We start from the raw sequence: 25,225 nt of genomic DNA on the forward strand, positions 1-25,225 counted from the left end.
GAGGAGGGACATGCCCGGCTCCCGCATCACCGCGCTCGGCCACCACCAGCCCGCCCGCGTGCTGACCAACACCGACCTGGAAGGGATGGTCGAGACCTCGGACGAGTGGATCCGGCGGCGCACCGGCATCGCCACCCGCCACATCGCCGACGGCTCCGTCACCGACCTCGCCACCGAAGCAGCGGCGAAGGCCCTGGCCGGCGCGGGCGTCGATCCGGCCGAGATCGGCATGGTCGTCGTCGCGACGTGCAGCGCGATCGACCGCTGCCCGTCGATCGCCGCGCAGGTCGCGGGCCGGCTGGGCATCCCCGCTCCGGTCTGCTTCGACCTCAACAACGCCTGCGCCGGCTTCTGCACCGCGCTCGCGGTCGCGGACCACTCGGTCGCGGCCGGTGCCACCCGGCACGCGCTCGTCATCGGCGCGGAGAAGATGTCCGACGTCACCGACTGGACCGACCGCAGCACCTGCATCCTGCTCGGCGACGGCGCGGGCGCCGCCGTCGTCAGCGCGGCCGAGCCGGCGACGGTCGGGCCGGTCGTCTGGGGCTCGGACCCGACCCGCCGCCAGCTCGTCCGCATCGCCGATGCGTGGCAGCCGGCGTTCGCCCAGGACGGCCAGTCGGTGTTCCGCTGGGCCACCCAGGAGCTCCCCGCCGTCGCGACGGAGGCATGCCGGCGCGCCGGCATCACGACGACGGACCTCGCCGGCGTGGTCACCCACCAGGCCAACCTGCGGATCATCGAGGCGCTGACCGGCCGCCTCGACCTGCGCCCCGATGTCGTGATCGGCCGTGACGTCGTCATTTCCGGCAACACGTCGGCGGCGTCCGTCCCGCTCGCGCTGTCCAAGATGGTCGCGCGCGGCGAGCTGCCGTCGGACGAGCCGGTGCTGCTGTTCGCCTTCGGGGGCGGGCTGTCCTGGGCCGGCCAGGTGGTCACCTGCCCGTGAACACCTACGGGCCGGGCGGGAGCACCAGTCCGCTCTGGTAGGCGAACACGACGAGCTGGGCGCGGTCGCGGGCGCCGACCTTCGTCATCGCGCGGATCACATGCGTCTTCGCGGTGGCGGGACTGATCACGAGCCGCGCCGCGATGTCGGCGTTGGTCATGCCGTGCGCGACCAGCACCGTGACCTCGCGCTCGCGCTCGGTCAGCATCGCGATCCGCGCCGCGGAGTCGGCCGAGCGCTGCGGGGTCGCCGCGAACGAGGCGATCAGGGTGCGGGTGACGCGCGGGGCCAGCAGCGCGTCCCCGGCGGCGACGGTCCGCACGGCGGCGCGCAGGTCCGGGGGCTCGATGTCCTTGAGGAGGAACCCGCTGGCGCCGGCGCGGAGGGCGGCGAACACGTACTCGTCGACCTCGAACGTGGTCAGCACGACGACGCGCACGCCGGCGAGCTGCGGGTCCGCGCAGATGCGGCGGGTGGCCTCGATGCCGTCGAGGCCCGGCATGCGGATGTCCATGAGCAGCACGTCGGGGCGTTCGCGGCGGGCGAGCGCGACGGCCTGGTGACCGTCGACGGCCTCCCCGACCACCTCCATGTCGGCGGTGTGCGCGAGCAGCGCGACGAATCCGGCGCGGACCAGCGCCTGGTCGTCGGCGAGCGCGACGCGGATCGTCATCGTGCGCTCCCGGCGGGGATCCGGGCGGCGATGCGGAACCCGCTCGACGGCGGCGGCGCCGGACCGGCGTCGAGGGTGCCGCCCAGAGCCTGCACCCGCTCCGCCATGCCCACCAGACCGTGCCCGCCGACGTGCGGCTCCGGGTGCAGCGCGGGCCCGTCGTCGGTGACGTCGACGGTGACCGCGTCCGTTCCGGCGGTGATCGCGACGGTCGCGGTCGTGGACCGGGAGTGGCGGAGGGTGTTGGTCAGCGCCTCCTGGACGATCCGGTGGACGGCGCGCTCGACCCCGTCGGGCAGGAGGTCGACCCGACCCGTCGTCGTGACGGTGACGGCGAGGCCGCCGGCGCGCGCCTGCTCGACGAGCAGCGGCAGTTGGGCGAGCCCGGGCTGCGGGGCCAGCGGCACCGGGTCGCTGCCCGTCCGCAGCAGCGCGAGGGTGCCGCGCAGCTCGGCCATCGCGGACCTGGCGGCCTCGCGGACGGCAGCCAGCGCCGCGCGGGTGGCCTCCGGGCGCTCGTCGAGCGCGTCGGCCGCGGCGGCGGCCTGGACCGTGATGATCGTGATCGTGTGCGCGAGCACGTCGTGCACCTCGCGGGCGATGCGCAGCCGTTCCTCGACGACCTGGGCGCGCGCGTCCTCCTCCGCGGTGCGCTGCAGGGCCCTGACCTGCTCGGCCGTGGCGAGCCGGCGGACGCGGGTCGCCTCGCCGAGCGCGGCGAGGGCCACCAGGAGGACGCCCGGTCCGACGACGCCCCACACGGAGTTCGTGGGGTGCGGCGGCAGCAACGGCACCGCGCTGCCGGCCACGATGACCACCCCGGCGACGACGCAGGACCGCACGCCGCTGCCGAGCGCCGTGATGGACGGGACCGCTCCGGCGAGCGCGATCGCCGGAGCGAGCCCGGGGTAACCGAGCCCGTGGTACAGCGCTGCCACCGCGACGACCGCCGCGCCCACCACGACCGGTGCCCGCTGCCGCCAGTGCAGCACCGCGGCGGCGAGCACGGCGATCGCGTAGCCGCCCACCTCCGGGGGCGTCGGCCGCGCGGTCCCGTGGATCTCCGCGTACGTGCCCACCAGCGCGCACACGCCGAGGAACGCCGTGAGCGGCAGCCCGCCGGCGCGCAGCCGGGCCATCGGCGTCCCTTCGGTCACTCGGGAATGTTCCCCGAGTGCATGCCCATCACGAACGGGGAGGTCACCCCGGCATAGTTGATCGACATGCTCATCCCCATCGTCGCGTGCACCAGCACGTGGCAGTGCAGCATCCAGATCCCGGGGTTGTCGGCCAGGAAGGCGACGTCGATGGTCTGGTGGGGTTCCAGCAGCACGGAGTCGACGTGGACCGGGCTGCCGGTGGGGACCCGGCCGTCGACGTCGAGGACGGTCATGACGTGGCCGTGCAGGTGCATCGGGTGGAACTCGCCGGTCGTGTTCACCACGTGCAGCCGGACCAGCTGCCCCTCCCGCACCACGACCGGTGGCACGTCGGGTGACGCCGCGCCGTCGATCGAGTGCACGAGCGCGATCGACCCGTCGTGGAAGCCGGGGCCTTCGGCGAGCACCACCGGGGCGGTGACTTCGGCCGCCCGCGTGGTCGGGTCCGCCGCGGGCGTGCCGTAGGCGTACGGGTCGAAGACCGGCAGCGTCGCCGGGTCGACGGTCGGCGGTGGTGCGCCGTCGCCGATGGTGACGGTCTCCCCGGTCTGCGCCGGGCTGCCGAAGAAGCCTTGCAGCGCCGAGGGCGTGCCGGCGATCCGCGAGTCGACGAGGCGCACCGCACCCGTGGGCGGCATCGTGAACACGAGGTCGGCCCGCTGCCCCATGCCCAGCTGCACGCGCTGCGGGCCCAGCAGGGTCGGCACGGTGAGGTCGTTGCCGTCGAGCGCGACGACCCGGTAGGGCGCGCCGAACAGCACCGGCGCCTCGGCGGCGCCGTCCATCCCCGGGATGACGGCGTCGATGATGCGCAGCCGCACCGTCTGGCCCGGCCGCGCGTCGACGTGCAGGTCACCCGTGGTGCCGTTCACGGCGACGACCTTCGCCCGGTCCCCGGTGCCGTTGTGCAGCAGGATCGTGCGGTCGACGTCCTCGGCGGTGTGGCCGGCGGGCGGCTCGACGACGAGCGCGCCGTACAGCCCCGCGGCCAGCTGGTGGCCGGTGTCCTGGTGCGAGTGGTACCAGAACGTGCCGGCGTCGGTCGCGACGAACTCGTACACGTACGAGGCGCCGGGTGCGACCGCGTCCTGCGTCATGCCGGCGACCCCGTCCGCCGCGTTCGGCACCCGCACGCCGTGCCAGTGCACCGTCGTGGCGACGGGGAGGTGGTTGACCAGCGTGACCCGGACCCGGTCGCCCTGCGTGACGCGCAGCTCCGGCCCGGGCACGACCCCGTCGTAGGTCTGCGCCGGGCGGCCGTCGACGGTCGCGTCCTGCGCGGTCAGGGTGAACGACTTCACCGGTTGCGGTCCCGGCGCCGCCACCAGGGAGGCGACGGAGGTGCCGCCCGGATCCGCGGCCGGCGGCGCGGCCGAGAAGGCCATCGGCATCGCCGACGTCGCCGTCCCGACGCCGACGAACGTCGCCACGGCGGCGAGCAGCACCACCGGAGCGGCGGCCAGCGGCGTGCGCACCGGTCGGCGCCGGCGCGGGCGGGCGCCCCGCACCGCCATCACCAGCGCCACGACCGCGCCGACGCACTCCATCAGCACGCACGCGACGTCCGCGAAGCCGACGGCCTCCGGCATCCACGGCATGGGTCCGACCGGCAGGCCGACCGTCCGCGTGACCAGCCACAACCCGGCCAGCGCCGCGGATCCCCCAGCCACCGCCAGCAGCAGCCGCCGGTTCGGCCGCAGCAGCACGGCCGGGGCCGCCACGAGCTGCGCGGTCGCGACGACCTGGAAGAACACGGCGAACGGCAGGAACTCCCCGAGGTGCGCAGGCACCTCCGCGAGGTGGATCACCCCGGCGCCGAGCACGAACGCGGCGACGGCCATCCGGCCGACGGGACTGTGCCGGGGAGCTCCGACGCGGGCGGGCGGCAGCGGGCCGACGAGCAACGACATGGCCCCCACGGTGTCGGGAAACCGCGCTCACCGAATCGCACCGGCGCACCGTCCGGCCTACCACGTCCGTAGTAGGCCGGCTCCCGCGATCAGTCCTTCTCGGCCGGGTTGTCGCGGCGCCGCTGGGCCTGCGTGACGCCGTTGTAGCCGTAGGCGTCGCCGTCGAGCTCGATGATCGCGACGTACACGGTGTCGGCGAGCACGCCGAGCGCGTCGGCCAGGGCCGCGTAGGCCTGGGCGACGAAGGCGGACTTCTCCTCGGCGGAGTTGGTGCCGGCGGTGATGCTGACCTCGAGGTGGGCCCCCGTCGCGCCGGTCACGAGCTCGCCGCCGACGTACCACTGCTGCGGGCTGGTCAGGTTGACGTGCGTGACGACGACCTCGGCCTCCTTGTGCAGCACGTCGACGAGGAGCTTGCCGACCGACCTCACCAGCTCCTGCTGGACGGACGGGGAGACGGTCGGGTCGGCGATGGTGAGGCGGGCGAACGGCATCGGAGGCTCCTTCTACGCGGGTGCCCCCCATTGATCCACGCGCTTCGTAACAAGTCAAGGTGTTACAAAGTCGGGCGCGTACTCATCCCGGAAGCCGAAGGCCTCGGGCGAAGGGCCGTGCTCGCGCACCCGTTCCAGGCGCTCGAGCGCCTCCTCCACCGTCGGGATGTGTCCCGCCGGGATCCACCACAGCACCTGGAACGGCCCCTTCGGCAGGTCGAACCACTCGGCGCGGCGGCGCAGCACGTCCAGGTGGCCGCTGCGGTAGACGTAGTCCCACAGGGCCTCCCGGCTCTCCCACACCGACATGTTCACGATGACGTCCTCGCCCAGCGGCGTACGGAGCGCGGTGGCGTTGTTGCCACCGTCCCCCACCAGTCGCCAGACGAAGCCGGGCCAGTTGTCGGCGACCTCGTTGATCGGGTCGAGCATGGACGTGAAGCCGTCCATGCGGGGGTCGTCGAGGGGGAACCGCAGCGTGCCGACGTTGAGCTGGGCGAGGTGATGTCCCGTCATGCCTCCACCCCACCACCGCGCCAACTCTATGTCAATCCGCGTTGTCTTTAGACTTCTCGACGACCACGCAGCACTGCCCCGGCTGCGGGTCCATGCGGGCCTGCACCCCGGCGGTGTCCTCCACCAGCCCCTGCAGCAGCGCCAGGTTCATGCCGCACACCAGTCCCGGGTGTCGCTGGGAGAGCACGTGGAAGGGGCAGTTCGCCAGGCGCAGCACACCGTCGGCGTCCAGGCGCGGCTCGTAGCCGCGCGCAGCGAGCACGGTCTGCACACCCGCGAGGTCCTGCGTCGACCCCGCGACGGCGCGCCCCTCCCGGCGGGCGGCCGCCTGCAGCCGAGCGTCCAGCCGCGCCTCGTCCGCCACCTCCGCGAGCAGGTCGGCCGCCGTGCGGTAGTCGCGCGCCGGGACCGAGAACTCGTGCTCGGCGCCGGAGCGGCGGTAGAGCTTCGCGGGCCGCCCGGCCCCTGGCCCCGTTCGCCCGGTCAGCCGCCTGCTCTCCGTCTCCAGCAGGCCCGCGGCCACGAGCTTGTCGAGGTGGAACGCCGCGAGCGTGCGCTGGATCCCTGCGCCCTCGGCCGCCTCGTTCCGGCTGACCTCGTGCCCTTGCGCCACCACGAAGTCGTACAGCCGCCGCCGCACCGGGTCGTGCAGCACGGCGATCGCCTCGAGGTTCGACACGCCGTCATTCTAAGAACAACGGAAATGTTCCTCGCGCACCTCGGACGGCGAGCAGCCGTACCGGGCGCGGAAGAGCCGGCTGAAGTGGGCCTGCGAGGAGAAGCCCCAGCGGCACGCGATGTCGGCGATGCGGAAGTGCGCCAGCTGGGGTGACGCGAGGTCGGCCCGTGCCTGGTGCAGCCGGCGGCCGACGATGTACTGCGCGACCGTCGTCTGCTCGACGGCGAACGCGCGGTTCAGATGACGAGGCGTGACGCCGACCGCGCGGGCGACGACGTCGGCGCACAGGCCCGGATCGCCGAGATGCGCGGCGATGAACGCCTTCGCGGACAGCAGGTGGGCGGCGCTGCTGGCCGAACCCCGGCCGGTCCGCATGGTCTGCACGAGGTCGAGGACCTGCTCCCCCACCGCGTCCGGGGCCGCCCCGGGCGCGGTCACCAGATCGAGCAGCACGCGGCGGAGCGCGCGGGCGCTCGTCCCCGGCACCCCCGGGTCGTCGCCCGGCACGAGCACGGGCGTCCGGCTCTGCTCGCACCGCTCGACGAACACCTGCCGCGGGATGTCGACCAGCAACTGCCGCATGGAGCCGCTGAACCCGAAGAGGTACGGCTGGTCCGTGTCGTAGACGACGGTGTCGCCCGGGCGCAGCGTCAGGCACCCGCCGGAGTGGTAGAAGAAGGCGTCGCCCTCGACCATCATCGACACGAACGTCGCGTCCTTCGGCCGGGAGCCGACCATGCCGGGCGGCCGCTCGATCGCGTGCGCGTTGCCCGCGATGTCGGCCACGCGGACGGCGTCCAGGCTCAGGTTGCGCTGCCGGGCCAGCAACCCGTCCGGCTGGTAGGTGGTGCAGGTCAGCCCCACGAGCGCGGCCGCGTTGTAGTCCTCCCAGAACGCCAGCCGGTCCCCGATCGCGACCGCAGCGGTGGAGACCGACGAGACCACGGTCGCAGCTGACACACCGACCTCCTCGAAGGGTGGCCCATTCTCACGTCGTGAGGTCGCCCCCGTCCACCGGCACGACGGCGTCGGTCGTACCCCGCGGCGAGCGACCGGATCAACTAGTGTCCCTGCAGTCGACGAGCAGCTTGCCGGCGATCCGCGCGCCGGCGGCCAGGTCCAGCAGCACCGCGGGGGCGTCGGCCAGCGTCACCACGTCCGAGACGAGCGCGGCGAGGTCGAGCCGTCCCGCCGTGACCAGCCGGATCAGCTCCGGGTGGCAGTCTCGGTAGCCCACGCTGGTGGTGATCCGCAGCTCGGCGTTGACCATGTCGAACGCCGGCAGCACCAGCCGCTCGACGAGCCCGAGCAGCAGCAGCTCGCCACCGCTGCGCAGGCTCGCCAGCGCGGTGTCCACCGCCGGTTGCGAGCCGACGACCTCGAACGCGACGTGCGCGCGGTCGCCGCCGGTGAGGTCCTCGACGGTGCCCGCGACGTCCGCGTCAGGTTCGAGGACGGCGTCGGCGCCGAACCGGCGGGCCAGCTCCCGACGCGCCGGCACCGGGTCCACCCCGACGACCAGGCCGGCGCCCGCCTCGCGCAGCAGCGCGCACACCAGCAAACCGACCGGTCCGAGCCCGACGACCACCGCCGTCTGCCCGGCCGCGAACGTCGAGCGGCGGAGCCCGTGCAGGGCGACGGCGGCCGGTTCCAGCACCGCGGCGACGGCGAGGTCGAAGCCGTCGGGGAGCCGATGGACCATGTAGGCCGGCAGGAGCGCGTACTCGGCCATGCCGCCGTCGCCCATCAGCCCGGCGAAGCCGAACGCCGCGCAGACCTCCGTCCGCCCCTCGCGGCAGGCCCGGCACCGTCCGCACCGGTAGTTCGGTTCGACCGCGACGGGCGCCCCGACGGGCAGGTCCGCGACGCCGGGCCCGGTCGCGGCCACCTCGCCGGCGAACTCGTGCCCGAGCGTCAACGGCGCGACGGCCCCGGACAGCGGGTGCGGCCGGTCGACGGGGATCGCGTGCGGCCCGTCGGCGATCTCGTGCAGGTCGCTGCCGCACACCCCGCACCAGGCGACGCGCACGAGCACCTCCCCCGCGCCGGGATGCGGCAGGTGCACCGTCTCCAGGCGCAGGTCCTTCGGCCCGAACCAGCGGACGGCCCGCCCGCGCACCCCGTGGGTCACCGGGCGGCCCGGGCCGGCGCCGTCTCGGTCAGGGCGAAGCTGAGCAGGGCGACCAGCGCCGCGGCCCCCGCAGAGACGAGCATCGCGGCGTCGAGCCCGAACACGTCCGAGAGCTGCCCGGCGATCGCGGGCGCCACGAACCCGCCCACGATCTCGCCGACGCCCATGATCAGACCCAACGCCGTCGCCATGACGGCGCGCGGCACCGTCTCGGCCGGGATCGTCGCCATGAACAGCGTGAAGCAGCCCAGCCCGGTGTAGGTCAGCACGAGCGCGCCGAACAGCAGCCCGGGGCTGTCGATCAGCATGATCGCCACCGGGGAGACGGCCGCGACGGCCGAGAAGAGGATCATCGTCGGCTTCCGCCCGATCCGGTCCGAGATCCCCGGCACGAGCGCACCCCACAGCACCCACGCGATCCCGATCCCGCTCAGGACGAACCCGACGTCGCCGGGCCCGAACCCCTTCACCTCCACCAGGTACAGCGGGGTGAAGGTCTGGGTGGTCAGGAACCAGGTCAGGAAGAACACGGCGATCGCCAGGCAGACCAGGATGTTGCGGTGCTTCAGCACGGCGCCCCACCCGCCGGCTCCGTGCGCCGGCTCGGGCTCCGGGTCGACGGCGATCGTCGCCGGGTGCCGCACCCGCAGGTCCCGGACGAGCCAGAGCACGAGCAGCCCCATGATCAGCCCCGGGAGCACCGTCGCGTAGAAGGCCGCACGCCAGCCGAAGGACTCGGCGAGCCAGACCGTCACGAGCGGGCCGAGGACGCCGCCCAGCAGGCCGGCCGACGACCCCTGCACCAACCCCATGTTGAGACCACGCCGGCGCGGGGTGGACGAGTGCAGCATCAGCGGCTGCGACAGCGGCAGCACCGCGCCCTCCGCCGCGCCCATCAGCGCGCGGAACAGCAGCAGGCTCGCGAGCCCACCGACGAACCCCGACAGCGCCGAGAACACCGTGAAGGTCAGGATCGCCGCGAGCAGCAGCGGTTTGCGCCGGTCGACGCGGTCGGACAGGTAGCCGACGCTGATCCCGGCGATCGCCCACGTCAGCGCGGGGATCCCGCCGAGCAGGCCGACCTGGGCGTTGCTGAGCCCGAGCTCGTCCTTGAAGTACGGCGTGAGGAAGTTCAGGGCGAGCCGGTCGAAGAAGACGAACCCGAACGTCGCGAAGAGGACGGCGAGCAGGACGTTCTCGTAGCGACCGCCGCGCGGCGGCGGCACGTAGTCCGCGGGGACGCGGGCGGCTGCGGTGTCGGCCATGTCCCCGTCACCTGATCAGCGCGTCGGCGGCGGCGGCGCCCAGGCCCACGTCCGCGTAGTGCTTGCGGACGAGCGCGAGGTAGTCGTGGACGTCGAAGTGGCCGCAGCTGTCGCCGTTCTCGTCCAACCAGATCAGCGGGCCCTTCACGACGAAGAAGCAGCGCATCGGCTCGTCCGACTCGTAGGCGACGAGCGTGTGCCCCTCACCGGGCGTCTCGAAGACGAACGAGCCCGCGGTCGCCGTCCACTCCTGTTCGAGGTAGCCCCACTTGCCGGAGATCGTGTACGCGAACACCTCGTGCGGGTGGTAGTGCCGGTTCACCAGCCCCGCCGAGCGCGCCCACAGGATGTCGGCCCAGCGGTTGTCCCGCGGCGAGATCCACAGCGGTCGCGAGCCGACGGTGGGGCTCAGCGGCGCGTAGTAGCGCTCGTCGTCGATCGGGGCGAGCTGGTGGAAGACCTCCGGCTGCGCGTCCGGCTTCAGCGCGTCGGCGATGGGCGACAGCCCTCGCCAGAACTCCGATCCCGCCTCGGACACCATCGTCCGCTCCTCCCTGGAAGCAGGCGGCACCACCGCGGTCCCGCCGGCTACGGAGTCAAGGCGACGAGCACCGCACCCGTCTTTCCCGAACCAGACATCGCGTTTGCCTGTTCGGGACAAGCGAGCACCGCCGCACACGGCGCACGGTGTCGGAGAGCAGCACGATCCCGCCGTCCACCGGGCGTCCGACGAACCGGCGGACCCGCCCGTTGACCGGTTCGATCCACGTGGAGCGCCAGGCGCCCAGCGCAGGGTCGTAGAAGCGGATCGTCGAGCCGTGGAACGCCGACCGCGGCCGGCCCGCTCCGGGTCCCCAGCGACGGGGGGACTATCCAGACGTCCTGCACGGCCCGACCGTCCAGCACCCAGCCGAAGTGCAGCTCCCCCGCTGCGGTCGCGGGTCCTCCGTCGGGACCGGTGCCGGTCCAGGCGATGTCCCACGAGCCGACGAACCGGCCGAACAGCGTCAGCTGGTCGGCGAGCTCATCGGCCGGACCTGCGGCGTGCAGCGCGTCGCGCAAGCCGTCGAGGCGGGGTGTGGAGGCGGTGGTCACGGTGCTCGAATCTCCTCTGCCGGCGGACGGGTTCCGCGAATCGTCGGCGGAGGACGCACCACGATCAACGTCGAAGTGGTGCACGGACGGTCAGCAGGACTGAACGATCGCGTCAGCCGTCGAGCAGGCCGGGCACCTGCCACAGCCCGGCCGGCGCGCCGACCAGCACGTAGGCGTCGGGACCGGCGGCGGCCGCGCCCCGGACGGGGCCAGCCGGGATCGCCAGCGGGCGCACAGTGCTCCCCGACGGCGTCACGTCTACCGCGACGACCCGGTCGCCGTCCGCCGCGATCTGCACGATCCGCTCCCCCGCCACCAGCGGCGCGGCCAGCGGATCGCGCTCGCCGACAGGGATGGGCGGCAGCCCGGCGACCCGGCTCCACCTGCCGCCGACGGTGCGCCAGAGCGCCAGCTGCCCGTCGGACCGGCCCGCGACCACGCAGTCGGCCGCGGCGCAGGTCGCGGTCAGGGCGACGCCGAACTTCCCGCCGTCCGGCAGCGGCGTGGCGGTCCACTGCTGCCCGTCGCCGCGCCACACGACCGGCGCCTGACCGCCCGTACCGGCCTGCCATCCGACCACCAGCACACCGTCGGGGGCACGGGTGGCCGCCTGCGCGAAGTTGACGGTCGTCCGCGTGCTGGCCAGCGCCGTGCCGGCAGACGATCGGCGGTTCCACTCGTCGCCGGTGGCGGTCCAGACCGCGATGTCGGTGCCCGCCGCCGCACCCATCCACGATCCGATCAGCACCGGTCCCGCGGCTGTGAACACCGCGCCCATCAGGTCGCCCGCACCCCAGCCGCCGAACGTGGAGAACGCCTGCGTGTGCTCGGCGACGCCGGTGCCGGTCGTGCCGGTCCACACGCTCCACCGGACGTTGCCGTGGGCGCCGCCGTTGTCGCCGCCGATGCCCAGCACGCGGTCGCCGTCCGCGGTGAGCGCGTACCAGGAGGCGGTGGCGCCGTACCCGGTGGACGGGGTGGCCGGGAGCTCGCTGACGGTCCCGTCCGGAGCCCGGCGCAGGAGACCCGGGCGGCGGTCGCGACGGACCCCGACCAGCACGGACCCGTCCGTCACGGCGAGCACCTCTCCGTCGCTGCCCGCCGGCAGGTCGACGCGGACGGCCGGCACGGACGCCTGCTCCGGAGCCGATCCGCACGCTGCGAGCACCAGCATCGCCACCACAGCAGCACCGACGCGCTCCGTCAGGGTCATTCGCGTTACGGTAGTGACGCAGCACCTCCCCTGTCCACGAGTACGGAGACCCGACCGCGATGACCGAGCACCCCCGGGACAGCCGCGGCCGGATCCTCCCCGACCCGTCGTGGCCGGCCGACCGCACGGCACCGGACGGGCTGGAGTTGGTGCGCCGGTTCTGCAACACGACCAACCGCGAGAACGGCGCCGACCGCTTCGCCGAGCCCGACGGGTTCTCCGGCTGGCTGCCCGCCGGCCCCGTCAGCGCCACCGACCGAGCCCGGCTCGTCGCCTTCCGCGCCTACCTGCACCGGTGCGCCGACGCGCACGCGACGGGCCACGCACCGACGGCCGACCTGCCCGAGCCGCTGCCCGGCGTCGCGTTCACCGTCGCCGCCCACGCCGACGGGCTCCGCCTGGAGATCGCGGCGGCCGAAGCGGTCGACCGGCTGCTGGGCCGGCTCGTGCTGGCCGTCCTCGACGCGCAGCACCGGGGCACCTGGCCGCGGCTCAAGGCCTGCACCCACTGCGGGTGGGTGGTCTACGACGGGTCGAAGAACCGCAGCGCCCGCTGGTGCTCGATGAGCGCCTGCGGCGGCCGGGAACACGCCCGCGCGTACCGGCGCCGCCGCTCGACGACCCGGCGGTGACTCAGGCAGGGACCAGCAGGATCTTGCCGATCGTGCTGCGGCTCTCGATCAGCTCGTGCGCGGCCGCCCCCTGCTCCAGCGGGAACCGGCCGGCGATGGCGACGTCCAGCGCGCCGGTGGCCACGGCGTCCAGGAGGCGGGCCGCCCGGACGCGACGCTCCTGCGGGCTGGTCAGCACGTTCCACAGGTCACCGCCGACGAGCCGCCGCGAGGTCGCCATCAGGTCGTACGGGTCGATGGGGGCGGCCGGCCCACCGGCCTTCCCGAAGACGACGACGGTGCCGCCCGTGCGCGTCACGGACAGGCTCTCGGCCAGCGTGGAGCCGACGGAGTCGTACACGACGTGGGCCCCGTCCTGCAGGACGCCGAGGTCGCGCACCCGGTCGACCCAGCCCGGACCGGCGGCGACCGCGTGGACGGCACCGGCCCGTTCCACCGCGCGGCGCTTCTCCTCGGTGGAGGCGAGCCCGACCACGGTCGCCCCGGCCGCTGACGCCAGCTGCACCAGCAGCAGGCCCACCCCGCCCGCCGCCGCGTGGACGACGACCCGGTCGCCGGACGCCACCGGGTAGCTGTCGCGCACGAGGTAGTCGGCGGTCAACCCCTGCAGCAGGACGGCAGCGGCGGTCTCGGCGGAGATCCCGGGCGGCAGCTCGATCAACCGGTCCGTCGGCACGCTCACCAGCTCGCCGTTCGCGAACGGACTGTCGGCGAACCCGACCGGCACACCCACGGCAGGCCCGCTCCCTGCGGGATCGGCTGCCTCGACGACCCCGGCGCCCTCGTAACCCAGGACCCAGGGCGGCTCGCCCTCGAGGACGTAGTCGCCGCGGCGCCGGTACACGTCGGCGTAGTTCAGGCCGATGGCCTGCATGCGGACCAGCGTGTGCCCGGGCCGCGGCTCCGGAGCGGGCACCTCGCGCAGCTCGAGCACCTCCGGCCCGCCGAACCTGTCCATGACCAGCGCCTTCATGATGTCCCTTCTTTGTATGCAGTAGCGGATACGCTACCACATGTGCTACTGTATGCGAGCCGAACGGATGGAGGTCCCGATGGCCCGGCTCCACGACCCCGCCACGCGTCCCGCGCGCTCCTCGGAGGACGTGCACCGCCGCCTGCGGCAGGCCATCGTCGAAGGCGAGTTCCTGCCGCGCGAGCGGCTCATCGAGCTCGAGCTCGCCGAGCAGTTGGGCGTGAGCCGCACCCCGATCCGGGAGGCGATGCAGCGCCTCGCCGCCGAAGGCCTGATCCAGGCCCGGGCCCGCGGCTGGGCAGTGCACGAGCACACCGCCGACGAGATCCGGCAGATCTACGAGACGCGGATCGCGCTCGAGGGGTACGCCACGCGCCTCGCCGCCGAACGCGCCGACGACACCGCGATCGACCGCGTCGTCGGCCTCCATCACGAGTGCCTGGACGAGGTGGCCGCCGGGCGGCTACGAGGCAGCGTCGTCGAGCTCACGGAACGCTTCCACGAGGCGATCTTCAGCGCGGCGAGGAACCCGCGGATCGCCGAGCTGATCCTGGCCAACAGCGACTTCTACTTCAACCGCCGCATCGCGTCCGCGTACACCGACGCCGAGCTCGTCGAGTCGATCGGCACGCACCAGCCGATCGTCGACGCGCTCACCGCCCGCGATGCCGATGCCGCCGAGGCGGCCGGGCGCCGGCACGTCGAGCTCGCACTCTCCGTCGTCCTGCGCACGCTGCGCTGACACACACCAGGAGGCCACCGTGTCGATCCCGCAGGTGAACACTGCTCCTGCCGCCACGGCGGTGCTCGGCGCCGCCACGATCGGCAGCTCCGCCATCCTCATCCGGCTGTCCGGCGAGTCACCGGCCACGGTCGCGTTCTTCCGCTGCGCCGGCGCGCTCGCCGTCCTCGCGGTGCTCGCCGTCCTGGAGCACCGGCGCCGCGGCCCGCGATCCCGGTCGAGCCACACGTGGTCGCTGCTGGCCGGCGTCCTGCTCGGGATCACCCTGGTCCTGCAGAACCACGCGATCGCCGCGCTCGGCGCGGGGATCGCCACGGTGCTGAGCAACCTGCAGGTGCTGTTCGTCGCGCTCGCCGGATGGGCACTGTTCGCGGAGCGGCCGACCCGCAGCTACTTCCTGGCCCTGCCGGCCGCCCTCTTCGGCGTCCTGCTGGTCTCCGGGGCGCTCGAGACCGCGACACCGACGACGGTCACCGCCTCGGGGGTGCTGATCGGCGTGCTCACGTCCGCGGCGTACGCGGCGTTCATGCTGGCCACGAAGCGCGGTGGGCGCGGCGGGCCGCCGCACGTCGTCGGCCCGCTCGCGGAGATCAACCTCGCCGCGATGGGCATCGCCCTGCTCTACGGCCTCGCCCGCGGCGACTTCGACCCGACGCCCGCCTGGCCGGCGTGGGGATGGCTGCTGCTGCTCGCGCTGGGTCCGCAGCTGCTCGGCTGGTTCCTGATCACGACGTCGATGAAGCGGCTGCCGATCGCGCTCACCGCCCTGATCCTGCTGCTCCAGCCGCTCGTGGCGGTCGCGCTGAGCGCGTTCCTGCTCGGCGAGCGCTTCTCGCCGGCTCAGCTCGTCGGCTGCGCCGTCCTCCTGGCGGCGGTGCTCTTCGCCGGCGCCGGAGGCCGCCCCGCGAGTTGGCCCGCTCGACAGGGCGAGTTGGCCGGTTCGACAGCGCGAGTCGCCCGTGAGACGGCCAACTCGCCCTGTTGAGATGGCCGACTCGCGAGGCAACCGGCCGCATTAGGGTCGACCGCATGCGCGTGGTGATCATCGGCGGTACCGGCCACATCGGAACGTTCCTCGTCCCGCGGCTGGTGGCAGCCGGTCACGAGGTCGTCGTGGTCAGCCGGTCGCAGCGGCAGCCCTACGTCGCCCACGGCGCCTGGGACTCCGTCACGACGGTGACGCTGGACCGCGCCGCGGACGGGTTCGGCGCCGCGATCGCCGACCTGGGCGCCGACGTCGTGATCGACCTGATCTGCTTCGCGGTCGCCGAGGCGACCGAGCTCGTGGAGAGCCTGCGCGGACGCGTCGAGCACTTCCTGCACTGCGGCACGATCTGGGTGCACGGCCCCAGCGCGAGCGTGCCGACGACGGAGGCGCAGCCGCGCCGCCCCATCAACCCGTACGGCCGCGCCAAGGCCGACATCGAGGACTACCTGCGCGTGCAGGCCCGCCGGCACGGGTTCCCCGCCACCGTGGTGCACCCCGGGCACATCAGCGGGCCGGGCTGGGTGCCGATCAACCCGGCCGGCAACGTCAACCCCGAGGTCTTCACGCGCCTGGCCCGGGGGGAGCAGGTCGTCCTGCCCAACCACGGCATGGAGACCGTCCAGCACGTCCACGCCGACGACGTCGCGCAGGTGTTCGTCGCCGCGATGGAGCGCCGCGCGGTGACCATCGGGGAGAGCTTCCACGCGGTGGCGGCCACCGCCACCACCCTGCGCGGGTTCGCCGAGGCCGTGGCCGGCTGGTTCGGCCGCAGCGCCGACCTGGCGTTCCTGCCGTGGGAGCAGTGGCGCGTCGACGCCGATCCCGACGACGCCCGCCTCACGCTCGACCACATCAGCCACAGCCCGCACTGCAGCATCGAGAAGCCCGTGCGGCTGCTCGGGTACCGGCCGCGCTACACCGCGCTCGAAGCGGTCCGGGACGCCCTCGACGAGCTCGTCGCCACCGGGGTGGTCACCCCGTAGCCGGTCCCCACAGCGGCAGGTGCGGCGGGTCGAGATCGCCCCACACCGCCGCGATCCGGCCGCCGTCGGTGCGGTACATCGCGAACTCCTGGAGGTGGATGGAGCGCCCGTCGACCGTCGTTCCGGTGTCGATCAGGCGGGCGGCGAGCCACGGTCCGTCGACGAGCAGGTGCTGCAGGTCCCAGTGGAAGTCCGGGATCGCGTCGATCACCGTCTGCAGGCCGCTGCCGTAGCGCTCCAGACCCGCGACCTCGCCGTTGATCTCGACGTGCTGGGCCACGAACTCGCCGAGCTCGGCGAACCGGTGCTCGTTGCACCGGTCCAGGTAGCGCCGGTACATCTGCTCCAGTCCCGCCCTCGATGACCCCATCCGCTGCATCGTGCCAGCGGCGGCGCGAGCACGCCTGCGCACGGGACTCCTCCCCGCCGTGACCGGTACCGGCCGGCGGCGCAGAATGATCTCGCCGCCTCCACCGGGTGGCCGCTCGAGACAGGAGTTGCGATGACGACGGTCGCGGTGACCGGCAGCAGTGGGAAGCTCGGTCGGCACGTGGTGACCGACCTGCAGGCGCACGGCTACCGGGTGGTCGCGCTCGACCGGGTGCCCGACCCCCGGTCGGTGGCAGCCGTGTCCGTGCGGGTCGACCTCACCGACTACGGGCAGGTGCTCGAGGCCCTCACCGGCGTCGACGACCGGCACGACGGCGTCGACGCCGTGGTGCACCTCGGCGCGATCCCCGCGCCCGGGCTCACCACCAACTCCGCCACGTTCGCCAACAACGTCACCGCGTCGTACAACGTGTTCGCCGCGGCCCGCGCTGCAGGTGTCCGCAACGTCGTGTGGGCCTCCAGCGAGACCGTGCTGGGCCTGCCGTTCGACACCCCGCCGCCGTACATCCCGGTCGACGAGGAGTACCCGGTGCGCCCGGAGAGCACGTACTCGCTGGTGAAGGGCCTTGAGGAGGAGATGGCCCGGCACTTCTGCCGCTGGGTGCCCGACCTGAAGATGATCGGGCTGCGGTTCTCCAACGTGATGGACCCCGAGGACTACGCCCGGTTCCCCGGTTTCGACGCCGACCCGCAGGCGCGCCGCTGGAACCTGTGGTCCTACATCGACGGGCGCGACGGCGCGCAGGCCGTGCGCAAGGCGCTGGAGCACACCGCGACGGGCGTTGACGTCTTCGTCATCGCGAACGCCGACACCGTCATGTCGCGACGCAGCGCCGACCTGGCCGCCGAGGTGTACCCGGGCGTCCCCGTGACCCGGGAGCTGGGCGAGCACGAGACGATGCTGTCGATCGACAAGGCGCGCCGGGTGCTCGGGTACGAGCCGCAGCACAGCTGGCGGCAGTGACGTGCGGATCGCCCTCGTCGGAGTCCACGGATACGGGCAGGTCCACCTCGAGCGGCTGATCGAGCTCGCCGCCGCGGACCGGGTGCGGATCGCCGGGCTCGCCGACCCGCGCCCGCCCGACGCCGACGTGCTGGAACGGGTGCGGGCGGTGTCCGGCGACGTGCCGGTCGCCGCCGACGCCGCGTCGTTGCTGGCCGACGTACGAGCCGACGTCACGATCGTCTCGACGCCCATCCACACCCACCTGCCGCTGGCCCGGCTCGCGCTCGCGGCGGGCTCGCACGTGCTGGTGGAGAAGCCGCCGACCAGCTCGATGGAGCAGTTCGACGAGCTGACGGAGCTGGTCGCGGACACCGGGCTGGCGTGCCAGGTCGGCTTCCAGTCGTTCGGCTCGCGGGCGCTCGCGCACGCCGCCCGGCTGGTGGCCGACGGGCAGCTCGGCACGGTGCGCGGGATCGGTGTGCACGGCGCCTGGACCCGCGAGCCGGCGTACTTCGAGCGGGCGCCGTGGGCCGGGCGGATGCGGCTGGGCGACGTCCCGGTCACCGACGGCGCGCTCACCAACGCCTACGCGCACGCCGTGGCCACCGCGCTGCGGCTGCTCGGCACGCCCGACGACGCGGAGCTGGACGTGCAGCTGGAGCGGTTCCGCGCGATGTCGCCGGAAGGGGACGACACGGCCGCGGTGCGGATCCTGGGCGCCGGGGTCCCGGTGCTGGTCGCGGTCACGCTGTGCGCGGCCACGGGCCGCGATCCGCTGCTCGTCGTGCACGGGGACGGCGGGCGGCTCGAGCTGGCCTACACGCGCGACACCCTCACCGGCCAAACCGTCGACGGCTCCCCCGTCACGCCGCCGCCCGGTCGGGTGGATCTCCTGGAGAACCTGCTGGAGCACGTCACCGATCCCGGGGTGCCGCTGCTGTCACCGCTGTCCGGGTGCCGCCCGTTCATGCAGGTGCTCGACGCCGTGCGGCGTGACGGGCCGGCCCGCCCGCTGCCGGCGCGGGTCCTGCGCGTCGCCGACGGTGGCCGGACGGTCGTGACCGGCGTCGACGAGCACGTCCGGCGGTGCGCGGAGGAGATGAAGCTGTTCTCGGAGCTGCCCGTGGACTGGTCGTCGTGACCCACCCGTTCCGCGTCGGCGGCGTCGAGGTCGCCCGGTACCGGGTCGACAGCAGCGACCTCGACCCGACACTGGGCCGCCGCCCGTACCTGCACCCGATCCGCACGCTGGGCGGCACCGTCGTCACCGACACGTTCCCGGCCGACCACCGCTGGCACCTGGGGTTCTCCGTCGCCGTGCCGGACGTGGACGGCTCCAACTTCTGGGGCGGCCGCAGCTACCGGGCCGCCGACGGCTACCAGCCCCGCGGCGACCACGGCACGATCGCGCACACGCGCTGGCTCGACCGCGCCGACGACCGCGCCGAGCACGAGCTGCAGTGGGTCGCGCACAACGGCGACGTGCTGCTCCACGAGTACCGGTTGATCACCGCCACCGGGGGCGAGGCCGGCTGGACGCTGCGGACAGCGACCCGACTCCGCAACGCCACCGACCGCCCGATCGCCCTGGGCAGCCCCGGCTCGGCGGGGCGCGTCGGGGCGGGGTACGGCGGCCTGTTCTGGCGGCTCCCGCCGGGCACGCCGGAGGTGTCGGGGCCCGAGCTGGTCGGCGAGGAACAGCTCAACGGTGTCGTGACACCCTGGTTGCGCGTCACCGGCGACGGCTACGCGCTGGAGTTCTCCGCGTCCGACGGCGACCCGTGGTTCGTCCGCGCCGCGGAGTACCCGGGCGTCGGCACCGCCTTCGCGTGGGACACGCCGACCGTGCTGGAGCCCGGGGCGGAACTGCGCCGCTCGCTGCAGGTCGTGGTCAAGGACGGGTAGGGCGGAACGGGGTCGCGGCGCCGCGGTTGGGGCGGCCGGCCGCAGGTGGGGCGGTTGGGGCGGCGGTTGCGTCGGTGATCAAGGGCAAAACGTCGCTCGGGCCGGCCCAGCAACGACATTTTGCCCTTGATCACCGCACCGCCCCCGAGCGCTGTCGATCATGGGCAAAACGTGGCCGGAGCGCCCCGCTCAACCACGGTTTGCCCATGATCACTGCACGGAACGTGCCGCCGACCCCGACCGCGGGCCGTGATCAAGGGCAGAACGTCGCCCCCGCCGCCCCAGCAACGACGATTTGCCCTTGATCACGACGACCCCGACCGCGACCCCACCAACTCCTCACAGCCGCAGGATGTCGTCGACCTGCACCGGCAGGCCGGTCTCGAAGGACCGGTTGGCGGCGAGCCCGGTCAGCAGGGACAGGGCGCCGTCGCGGTGGGTGGCCGCCCGCCCGAGCGGGTCGGCGCCGCCGTCGCCGAAGATGTCGGCCAGCATCCGCTCGTCTCCGCCGCCGTGGCCGGCGCCGCCCGCGTCGGGCAGGTCCAGCTCGACGGGCTTCTCCCAGTGCCGGCGCAGGGTCAGCCTCGACGAACCGGACGGCGCCTCTTCGGTGCCGTGCAGTGCCTGGCCTGCGACCCGGCTTGCGCCGGCGGCCTCGACGAACGAGTTCTCCACGACGTCGAGCTCGAGCCGGCCCGCACTCCCGTTGAACGCGACGTGGTAACCCTCCCACGGCGAGTACGCGGTGAGGTGGTAGCTCATCGTGGCACCGCTGCGGTAGCGCACGGCCACCGTCATGTCGTCCTCGATGGTGACGCCGGGGGCGAAGACGTTCTGGTCGCGGTGGTAGCCGTCCTCGTGCTCGGCGTCGAGGTAGAGCGCCTTCAGCGTCGGCGAGCCGGCGAGGTCGATCGCGAACGGGTCGTCGGCCGCGCTCGCCTCGCCGTGCGCCCGGGCGTAGGGCCGGGCGAGCCCGCGGCGCGCGCCGTTCTCGTCGCCGTAGAAGAACAGCTTGCCCAGCCCGAAGACGGTGTCGGGGGACGAGTCGATCCACCAGTTGACGAGGTCGAAGTGGTGGGTGGCCTTGTGCACCATGAGCCCGCCGGAGTTGGCCTTGTCGCGGTGCCAGCGGCGGAAGTAGTCGGCGCCGTGGCGGGTGTCGAGCAGCCACTCGAAGTGCACCGACCCGATCTCGCCGATCGCGCCGGACGCGAGCACCTCCCGCACCTTCGCGTGCACCGGGTTGTACCGGTAGTTGAACGTGACGGTGACCTTGCGCCCGGTCTCGGACTGCGCGTCGAGGATGCGCCGGCAGCGGTCTCCGTCGATGGTCATCGGCTTCTCGGTGACGACGTCGCACCCGGCGCGCAGGGCCTCGACGATGTAGTGGTCGTGCGTGCGGTCGACGGTGGTGACGACGACCGCGTCGATCCGCTCGCGCTCGATCATCGCGGCGAACTCGGCGGCGTCGTAGGTGAGCACCGGGGTGGCCAGTGTCCGGTTGTGCACGGCCATGCGGGTGCGGTTCACGTCGCAGAACGCGGCCAGCTCGGCGCGGTCGGCGTGGGTCTCGGAGAGGGCGCGGACGAACATCTGGGCCCGGCTGCCGAGGCCGACGACGGCGTAGCGGGGGCGCGGGTTCCTGGCGGGCATGGAGCTCCTGTTCAGCCGCAGGTTGACGAGATCGTGCAAACGACTGCGGCCAGCTCAGCTGCGCCAGCCGGCCGGATCCCGGCTCATGATGCAAACGTTTGGAGAATTTCGCAACAAGCATTGACGGGGCCGGTGTCGCCTTGACTCAATGGTGCCCACGTGCGCTGCGTCACAGCACGGGTGGACCCCGGTCGGTGATCGAAGGAGCTCCCATGACCAACCCCAATCGACCTCTGCTGCGCGCGCTGGCGGCTGCAGCCGCGGCGCTCGGCCTGCTCGCCGCGGCGGCGTGCGGAGGGGGTGGTTCGCGGGCCGACCAGCAGGCGGGAGCACCTCCGGTCACGGACAAGCCGGTGGTGCTGTCGGTGGCGTGGTGGGGCGGTCCGGCGCGGGCGGAGAACACGCAGAAGGTCCTGGACCTGTACACGAAGGCGCACCCGAACGTCACGTTCACGACGCAGTGGCAGGGCTACTCCGGCTACTACGACAAGATCAACACATCGGCGGCGGGTGGCACCGCGCCGGACATCATCCAGATCGACAACCGGGTCCTGCGCGAGTACGCGAACAAGAAGCTGATCGCCGACCTGGGCCCGTGGGTCGGGTCGACGCTGAAGGTCGACGCCGTCTCGCCCAAGCTCCTGGGCACCGGGAAGGTCGACGACAAGCTGTACGCGATGCCGGCCGCGTCCAACACCCAGGCGCTGGTCGTGGACAAGACCGTGCTGGAACCGCTCGGGCTGCTGCCGGCCGAGACCGGCTGGGCCACCTGGGACGAGTTCGGCGCCTGGGCGGCCAAGGTCACCACGGCGCTGGGCGGCAAGGTGTGGGGCGTGCGCGACGAGAGCGCGAACATCAGCCTGTTCGAGCCGTGGCTGCGCCAGCAGGGCAAGCAGCTTTACGACGGGCAGAAGCCCGGCTTCACCGTGGAGGACGTGACCGCCTGGCTGACCATGTGGGCCGGGTTCCGCGCCAGCGGCGCCGCGTCGCCCGCCGAGGTCGCGCAGCCGGCGAACGCCGGTGACATCTCGAAGAACACCGTCGCCGCCAAGACGACCGCCGCGACGTTCTCCTACGACAACCAGTTCACCGAGCTGTCCAAGGCGACCGACCACGCGCTGATGCTGGTGCCGGTGCCCGGCTCCCCCACCGGCGCGTACTCGCGGCCGTCGCAGTTCTACACCGCGTACGCCCGCGGCAAGAACGTCGCCACCGCGGTGGACGTGATCAACTTCTTCATCAACGACCAGGCCGCCGGGGCCGCTCTCGGCACCGAGCGCGGGCTGCCGCCGAGCAGCGCGGTCAGCGACGCGATCTCGCCGCAGTTCAGCGACCAGCTCAAGTACGTGATCGCGTTCGACAAGCGGGTCGTGGCGCAGGCCGGGGAGAACCCGCCGGTCCCGGCGCAGGGCGACTCGAAGATGAACCAGTTGCTGATCAGCGCCGGGGAGAACGCCGGGTTCGGACGCAAGACCCCGCAGGACGCGGCCGCCGAGTTCGTCACCCAGGCCACCGCGGAACTCGACCGTGCCGCCCGCTGAGCTCACAGCAGCGCCACCGATCCGGCGCCGGGGCGAGGCGCGCGCGGGCTACGTCTTCCTCTCCCCGTGGCTGCTCGGCCTGTTCGGCGTCACGGTCGGGCCGATGCTGTACTCGCTCTACCTCAGCTTCACCGACTACGACCTCCTGCAGGACCCCGAGTGGGTCGGCCTGGAGAACTACGTCCGCATGTTCGCCGACGATCCGACGTACTGGAACTCGGTGAAGGCGACGCTGCTGTTCGCGGTCACGTCGGTGCCGTTGAAGCTGGCGGTGGCGTTGGGTGTGGCGCTGCTGCTGAACCGGGCCCGGCGTGGGGTCGGGCTCTACCGCTCGTTGTTCTACGTGCCGTCGCTGCTGGGCGGCAGCGTCGCGATCGCGATCGTGTGGCAGACCCTGTTCGGCGGCGCCGGCGCGATCAACGGGCTGCTCGGGCTCGTGGGGATCGGCGGCAAGAGCTGGATCAACGACCCGTCCACCGCGCTGGGCACGCTCGTGCTGCTGGCGGCCTGGCAGTTCGGCGCCCCCATGGTGATCTTCCTGGCCGGGCTCAAGCAGATCCCCGCGGAGATGTTCGAGGCCGCCGCCCTCGACGGGGCGGGCCGGTTCTCCACGTTCTGGCACGTCACGCTGCCGCTGCTGTCGCCGGTGCTGTTCTTCAACCTGGTGCTGGAGACCATCGCGGGCTTCCAGGGGTTCACCGCCGCCTTCGTGATCAGCGGCGGGCAGGGCGGACCGGCCGACTCCACCCTGCTCTACACGCTCTACCTCTACCTGCGCGGCTTCGGCGACTTCCAGATGGGCTACGCCTCCGCGATGGCGTGGGTGTTCCTCGTCGCGCTGGGCATCGTGACCGCGCTGGTCTTCCGCAGCGGCTCGCTCTGGGTCCACTACGCCGACGACGGGGAGCGCTGATGACCGCCACGCTGGCCCCGGTCGCCGTCGCGCCGCCGCAGCAGGCGCCACCGCCCGCCCGCCGCTGGTACACCGGCACCGGTGCGCACGTCGTCCTGATCGCCCTGCTCGTGGTGGCGCTGTACCCGATCGCCTACATGATCGGCACGTCGTTCAAGTCGCCGCAGGAGATCGCCAACAACATCGACGTCTGGCCCACCCGGTTCAGCCCCGAGAACTACCCGCAGGGCTGGACCGGCATCCCGGGCATCAGCTTCGCGCGGTTCTTCGTCAACAGCACCGTGATCGCGGTCGGTGTCGTGATCGGCAACGTCGTGTCGTGCGCGCTGGCCGCGTTCGCGTTCGCCCGCTTGCGGTTCCCGCTGCGCGGGATCTGGTTCGCGATCATGATCGGCACCCTGCTGCTGCCCCACCACGTGCTCGTCGTGCCGCAGTACGTGCTGTTCAACAGCCTGGGCTGGATCAACACGCCGTGGCCGATGATCGTGCCGAAGCTGTTGGCCACCGACGCGTTCTTCGTGTTCCTCATGGTCCAGTTCATGCGCGGCATCCCGCGCACGCTGGACGAGGCGGCGGAGATCGACGGCTGCGGCCCCTACCGCCGCTTCTTCCACATCGTGCTGCCACTGACCAAGCCCGCGCTGGTCACCACGGCCGTCTTCTCCTTCATCCAGACGTGGAACGACTTCTTCACCCAGCTCGTCTACCTCAACAACATCGAGAACTACACCGTCCCGATCGGGCTGCGGCTGTTCCTCGACTCCAGCGGGCAGAACGCGATCGCCCCCATGTTCGCGATGTCGGTGCTGTCGCTGGTGCCGGTGTTCCTGTTCTTCCTGTTCTTCCAGCGGCTGATCGTCGAGGGCATCAACACCAGCGGGATCAAGGGATGACCGGCGGCTGGAAGGAGCAGCTGCGCCGCGTCGCCGAGCTCGCGCTGGTCGGCGTGGTGGCGGTGCTGGTGAGCACGCCGGTGGTGACGGTCGGCGCCGTCGTCGCGACGTTGTCGTGGGCGGTGGCGCACTGGATCGAGCACGACGAGCTGCCGCGCTGGACGGCGCTCGCACGGGAGGTGCGCCGTCGGCTCCTGCCCGGCGTGCTCGTCGGGCCGGCCGCCGTGCTCGTGGTGCTGGTCGTCGCCGCGCAGGTGCGGTGGCTGGGCAGCGGCGTGGTACCCGGCGGCACCGGCGCACTCGTCGCGGTGCTGGTCGCCACGTCGACGCTGCTCGCTGCCGTGCTGCTGGCCGTCCCGCAGCTCGCGCACCTCGGCTGGCGCGCGGCCCTCGCCGCCGGCTGGACGACGCTGCTGCGCGTACCACTTTCGGGCGCAGCGGCCCTCGGTGCCACCATCATCGCGGTGCTGCTCGGCGTACTGCTGCCGGGCATCGCCTTCGTACTGCCGGCCGTGCTCGTGCTGGCCCTGCATGCCGTGCACCGCACCGTGGCGGCACCGCCGGCAGGCCCCTGACCCGGA

The 25,225-nt window shown here is 73.0% G+C and carries 26 protein-coding genes; 12 read left to right on the plus strand and 14 right to left on the minus strand.

Annotation, left to right across the window (positions count from 1 at the left end; genetic code table 11):
- The first annotated feature begins 10 nt into the window (after nt 1–10).
- Complete coding sequence (locus ACQEVB_RS30870) at nt 11–949, plus strand: beta-ketoacyl-ACP synthase III (protein ID WP_432978963.1); 939 nt, start codon at nt 11–13, stop codon at nt 947–949.
- 4 nt (nt 950–953) lie between these two features.
- Here ACQEVB_RS30870 and ACQEVB_RS30875 read toward each other — a convergent pair whose 3' ends face one another.
- The 11 genes from ACQEVB_RS30875 to ACQEVB_RS30925 form a co-directional block, all read right to left on the minus strand.
- A complete protein-coding gene (locus ACQEVB_RS30875; RefSeq protein WP_432978966.1) occupies nt 954–1,622 on the minus strand; it encodes a response regulator in 669 nt (222 codons plus the stop codon).
- Nucleotides 1,619–2,779, minus strand: a complete 1,161-nt coding sequence (locus tag ACQEVB_RS30880) for a sensor histidine kinase (protein WP_432978969.1) — start codon at nt 2,777–2,779, stop codon at nt 1,619–1,621. Before ACQEVB_RS30880 ends, ACQEVB_RS30875 begins: the two co-directional genes overlap by 4 nt.
- Nucleotides 2,776–4,692 (minus strand): multicopper oxidase family protein, encoded by a 1,917-nt coding sequence (locus tag ACQEVB_RS30885; protein ID WP_432978972.1) that lies wholly within the window; start codon nt 4,690–4,692, stop codon nt 2,776–2,778. The genes ACQEVB_RS30880 and ACQEVB_RS30885 overlap by 4 nt, the downstream gene beginning before the upstream one ends.
- A gap of 89 nt (nt 4,693–4,781) precedes the next feature.
- Nucleotides 4,782–5,186, minus strand: coding sequence for a tautomerase family protein (locus ACQEVB_RS30890; protein WP_432978975.1), 405 nt, complete (start codon nt 5,184–5,186; stop codon nt 4,782–4,784).
- A 54-nt stretch (nt 5,187–5,240) separates the two neighbouring features.
- The gene (locus ACQEVB_RS30895; protein WP_432978978.1) at nt 5,241–5,702 is read right to left on the minus strand and encodes a DUF3291 domain-containing protein; all 462 of its coding nucleotides are present in this window, start codon (nt 5,700–5,702) and stop codon (nt 5,241–5,243) included.
- 31 nt (nt 5,703–5,733) lie between these two features.
- Entirely contained in the window at nt 5,734–6,381 is a 648-nt protein-coding gene (locus ACQEVB_RS30900; RefSeq protein ID WP_432978981.1) for a helix-turn-helix transcriptional regulator, read from the minus strand.
- A gap of 9 nt (nt 6,382–6,390) precedes the next feature.
- Nucleotides 6,391–7,341: a helix-turn-helix domain-containing protein gene (locus ACQEVB_RS30905; RefSeq protein WP_432978984.1), complete on the minus strand. Its 951-nt coding sequence runs from the start codon at nt 7,339–7,341 to the stop codon at nt 6,391–6,393.
- Nucleotides 7,342–7,438: 97 nt separating this feature from the next.
- Nucleotides 7,439–8,512, minus strand: a complete 1,074-nt coding sequence (locus tag ACQEVB_RS30910; RefSeq protein WP_432978987.1) for an alcohol dehydrogenase catalytic domain-containing protein — start codon at nt 8,510–8,512, stop codon at nt 7,439–7,441.
- Nucleotides 8,509–9,777, minus strand: a complete 1,269-nt coding sequence (locus tag ACQEVB_RS30915; RefSeq protein WP_432978990.1) for an MFS transporter — start codon at nt 9,775–9,777, stop codon at nt 8,509–8,511. The genes ACQEVB_RS30910 and ACQEVB_RS30915 overlap by 4 nt, the downstream gene beginning before the upstream one ends.
- A gap of 7 nt (nt 9,778–9,784) precedes the next feature.
- A complete protein-coding gene (locus ACQEVB_RS30920) occupies nt 9,785–10,318 on the minus strand; it encodes a 2,4'-dihydroxyacetophenone dioxygenase family protein (protein WP_432978993.1) in 534 nt (177 codons plus the stop codon).
- Between the two features lie 666 nt (nt 10,319–10,984).
- On the minus strand, nt 10,985–12,085 hold the full coding sequence (locus tag ACQEVB_RS30925; RefSeq protein WP_432978996.1) for a hypothetical protein: 1,101 nt from the start codon (nt 12,083–12,085) through the stop codon (nt 10,985–10,987).
- 59 nt (nt 12,086–12,144) lie between these two features.
- Between ACQEVB_RS30925 and ACQEVB_RS30930 the strand changes: the two genes are divergently transcribed.
- A complete protein-coding gene (locus tag ACQEVB_RS30930) occupies nt 12,145–12,717 on the plus strand; it encodes a CGNR zinc finger domain-containing protein (RefSeq protein WP_432978999.1) in 573 nt (190 codons plus the stop codon).
- Between the two features lies 1 nt (nt 12,718).
- Here the strand turns inward: ACQEVB_RS30930 and ACQEVB_RS30935 are convergent, their stop codons facing one another.
- Nucleotides 12,719–13,690: a quinone oxidoreductase family protein gene (locus ACQEVB_RS30935; RefSeq protein ID WP_432979002.1), complete on the minus strand. Its 972-nt coding sequence runs from the start codon at nt 13,688–13,690 to the stop codon at nt 12,719–12,721.
- Between the two features lie 79 nt (nt 13,691–13,769).
- On the opposite strand from ACQEVB_RS30935, the gene ACQEVB_RS30940 reads away from it, so the two are divergent.
- Genes ACQEVB_RS30940 through ACQEVB_RS30950 form a run of 3 tightly spaced genes read left to right on the plus strand, consistent with a single transcriptional unit; the run spans nt 13,770 to nt 16,403 of the window.
- Nucleotides 13,770–14,432, plus strand: coding sequence for a GntR family transcriptional regulator (locus ACQEVB_RS30940; protein ID WP_432979005.1), 663 nt, complete (start codon nt 13,770–13,772; stop codon nt 14,430–14,432).
- Nucleotides 14,433–14,451: 19 nt separating this feature from the next.
- Complete coding sequence (locus ACQEVB_RS30945; RefSeq protein ID WP_432979008.1) at nt 14,452–15,417, plus strand: DMT family transporter; 966 nt, start codon at nt 14,452–14,454, stop codon at nt 15,415–15,417.
- Between the two features lie 44 nt (nt 15,418–15,461).
- The gene (locus ACQEVB_RS30950) at nt 15,462–16,403 is read left to right on the plus strand and encodes an NAD-dependent epimerase/dehydratase family protein (RefSeq protein WP_432979011.1); all 942 of its coding nucleotides are present in this window, start codon (nt 15,462–15,464) and stop codon (nt 16,401–16,403) included.
- Here the strand turns inward: ACQEVB_RS30950 and ACQEVB_RS30955 are convergent.
- Complete coding sequence (locus ACQEVB_RS30955; protein ID WP_432979014.1) at nt 16,393–16,773, minus strand: ester cyclase; 381 nt, start codon at nt 16,771–16,773, stop codon at nt 16,393–16,395. The two genes, ACQEVB_RS30950 and ACQEVB_RS30955, sit on opposite strands and share 11 nt — an antisense overlap.
- A gap of 132 nt (nt 16,774–16,905) precedes the next feature.
- On the opposite strand from ACQEVB_RS30955, the gene ACQEVB_RS30960 reads away from it, so the two are divergent.
- Genes ACQEVB_RS30960 through ACQEVB_RS30970 form a run of 3 tightly spaced genes read left to right on the plus strand, consistent with a single transcriptional unit; the run spans nt 16,906 to nt 19,644 of the window.
- Complete coding sequence (locus ACQEVB_RS30960) at nt 16,906–17,757, plus strand: NAD-dependent epimerase/dehydratase family protein (RefSeq protein WP_432979017.1); 852 nt, start codon at nt 16,906–16,908, stop codon at nt 17,755–17,757.
- A 1-nt stretch (nt 17,758) separates the two neighbouring features.
- Nucleotides 17,759–18,880, plus strand: a complete 1,122-nt coding sequence (locus ACQEVB_RS30965) for a Gfo/Idh/MocA family protein (RefSeq protein WP_432979020.1) — start codon at nt 17,759–17,761, stop codon at nt 18,878–18,880.
- The gene (locus ACQEVB_RS30970; RefSeq protein WP_432979023.1) at nt 18,877–19,644 is read left to right on the plus strand and encodes a PmoA family protein; all 768 of its coding nucleotides are present in this window, start codon (nt 18,877–18,879) and stop codon (nt 19,642–19,644) included. The genes ACQEVB_RS30965 and ACQEVB_RS30970 overlap by 4 nt, the downstream gene beginning before the upstream one ends.
- Before the next feature lie 339 nt (nt 19,645–19,983).
- Here the strand turns inward: ACQEVB_RS30970 and ACQEVB_RS30975 are convergent, their stop codons facing one another.
- Nucleotides 19,984–21,297 carry a Gfo/Idh/MocA family protein gene (locus ACQEVB_RS30975; protein WP_432979026.1) on the minus strand — a complete coding sequence of 438 codons (1,314 nt, stop codon included), beginning with the start codon at nt 21,295–21,297 and terminating at the stop codon, nt 19,984–19,986.
- Between the two features lie 212 nt (nt 21,298–21,509).
- On the opposite strand from ACQEVB_RS30975, the gene ACQEVB_RS30980 reads away from it, so the two are divergent.
- The 4 genes from ACQEVB_RS30980 to ACQEVB_RS30995 are packed head-to-tail and all read left to right on the plus strand — an operon-like array spanning nt 21,510 to nt 25,219.
- Nucleotides 21,510–22,838: an ABC transporter substrate-binding protein gene (locus ACQEVB_RS30980; RefSeq protein WP_432979029.1), complete on the plus strand. Its 1,329-nt coding sequence runs from the start codon at nt 21,510–21,512 to the stop codon at nt 22,836–22,838.
- The gene (locus tag ACQEVB_RS30985) at nt 22,825–23,751 is read left to right on the plus strand and encodes a carbohydrate ABC transporter permease (protein ID WP_432979032.1); all 927 of its coding nucleotides are present in this window, start codon (nt 22,825–22,827) and stop codon (nt 23,749–23,751) included. Before ACQEVB_RS30980 ends, ACQEVB_RS30985 begins: the two co-directional genes overlap by 14 nt.
- Nucleotides 23,751–24,644: a carbohydrate ABC transporter permease gene (locus ACQEVB_RS30990; RefSeq protein ID WP_432979035.1), complete on the plus strand. Its 894-nt coding sequence runs from the start codon at nt 23,751–23,753 to the stop codon at nt 24,642–24,644. Before ACQEVB_RS30985 ends, ACQEVB_RS30990 begins: the two co-directional genes overlap by 1 nt.
- Complete coding sequence (locus tag ACQEVB_RS30995; RefSeq protein ID WP_432979038.1) at nt 24,641–25,219, plus strand: hypothetical protein; 579 nt, start codon at nt 24,641–24,643, stop codon at nt 25,217–25,219. The genes ACQEVB_RS30990 and ACQEVB_RS30995 overlap by 4 nt, the downstream gene beginning before the upstream one ends.
- Nucleotides 25,220–25,225: the final 6 nt, after the last annotated feature.

This window comes from Pseudonocardia sp. CA-107938 (assembly GCF_050936315.1).
GTDB lineage: Bacteria > Actinomycetota > Actinomycetes > Mycobacteriales > Pseudonocardiaceae > Pseudonocardia.

Bases quoted from the DNA above. Each gene is read 5' to 3' on its own strand.
- ACQEVB_RS30920 (WP_432978993.1), bottom strand. From the start codon at position 10,318: ATGGTGTCCGAGGCGGGATCGGAGTTCTGGCGAGGGCTGTCGCCCATC.
- ACQEVB_RS30990 (WP_432979035.1), top strand. From the start codon at position 23,751: ATGACCGCCACGCTGGCCCCGGTCGCCGTCGCGCCGCCGCAGCAGGCG.
- ACQEVB_RS30885 (WP_432978972.1), bottom strand. From the start codon at position 4,692: ATGTCGTTGCTCGTCGGCCCGCTGCCGCCCGCCCGCGTCGGAGCTCCC.
- ACQEVB_RS30870 (WP_432978963.1), top strand. From the start codon at position 11: ATGCCCGGCTCCCGCATCACCGCGCTCGGCCACCACCAGCCCGCCCGC.
- ACQEVB_RS30940 (WP_432979005.1), top strand. From the start codon at position 13,770: ATGGCCCGGCTCCACGACCCCGCCACGCGTCCCGCGCGCTCCTCGGAG.
- ACQEVB_RS30915 (WP_432978990.1), bottom strand. From the start codon at position 9,777: ATGGCCGACACCGCAGCCGCCCGCGTCCCCGCGGACTACGTGCCGCCG.
- ACQEVB_RS30960 (WP_432979017.1), top strand. From the start codon at position 16,906: ATGACGACGGTCGCGGTGACCGGCAGCAGTGGGAAGCTCGGTCGGCAC.
- ACQEVB_RS30980 (WP_432979029.1), top strand. From the start codon at position 21,510: ATGACCAACCCCAATCGACCTCTGCTGCGCGCGCTGGCGGCTGCAGCC.
- ACQEVB_RS30890 (WP_432978975.1), bottom strand. From the start codon at position 5,186: ATGCCGTTCGCCCGCCTCACCATCGCCGACCCGACCGTCTCCCCGTCC.
- ACQEVB_RS30995 (WP_432979038.1), top strand. From the start codon at position 24,641: ATGACCGGCGGCTGGAAGGAGCAGCTGCGCCGCGTCGCCGAGCTCGCG.
- ACQEVB_RS30935 (WP_432979002.1), bottom strand. From the start codon at position 13,690: ATGAAGGCGCTGGTCATGGACAGGTTCGGCGGGCCGGAGGTGCTCGAG.
- ACQEVB_RS30875 (WP_432978966.1), bottom strand. From the start codon at position 1,622: ATGACGATCCGCGTCGCGCTCGCCGACGACCAGGCGCTGGTCCGCGCC.
- ACQEVB_RS30895 (WP_432978978.1), bottom strand. From the start codon at position 5,702: ATGACGGGACATCACCTCGCCCAGCTCAACGTCGGCACGCTGCGGTTC.
- ACQEVB_RS30975 (WP_432979026.1), bottom strand. From the start codon at position 21,297: ATGCCCGCCAGGAACCCGCGCCCCCGCTACGCCGTCGTCGGCCTCGGC.
- ACQEVB_RS30925 (WP_432978996.1), bottom strand. From the start codon at position 12,085: ATGACCCTGACGGAGCGCGTCGGTGCTGCTGTGGTGGCGATGCTGGTG.
- ACQEVB_RS30950 (WP_432979011.1), top strand. From the start codon at position 15,462: ATGCGCGTGGTGATCATCGGCGGTACCGGCCACATCGGAACGTTCCTC.
- ACQEVB_RS30955 (WP_432979014.1), bottom strand. From the start codon at position 16,773: ATGGGGTCATCGAGGGCGGGACTGGAGCAGATGTACCGGCGCTACCTG.
- ACQEVB_RS30930 (WP_432978999.1), top strand. From the start codon at position 12,145: ATGACCGAGCACCCCCGGGACAGCCGCGGCCGGATCCTCCCCGACCCG.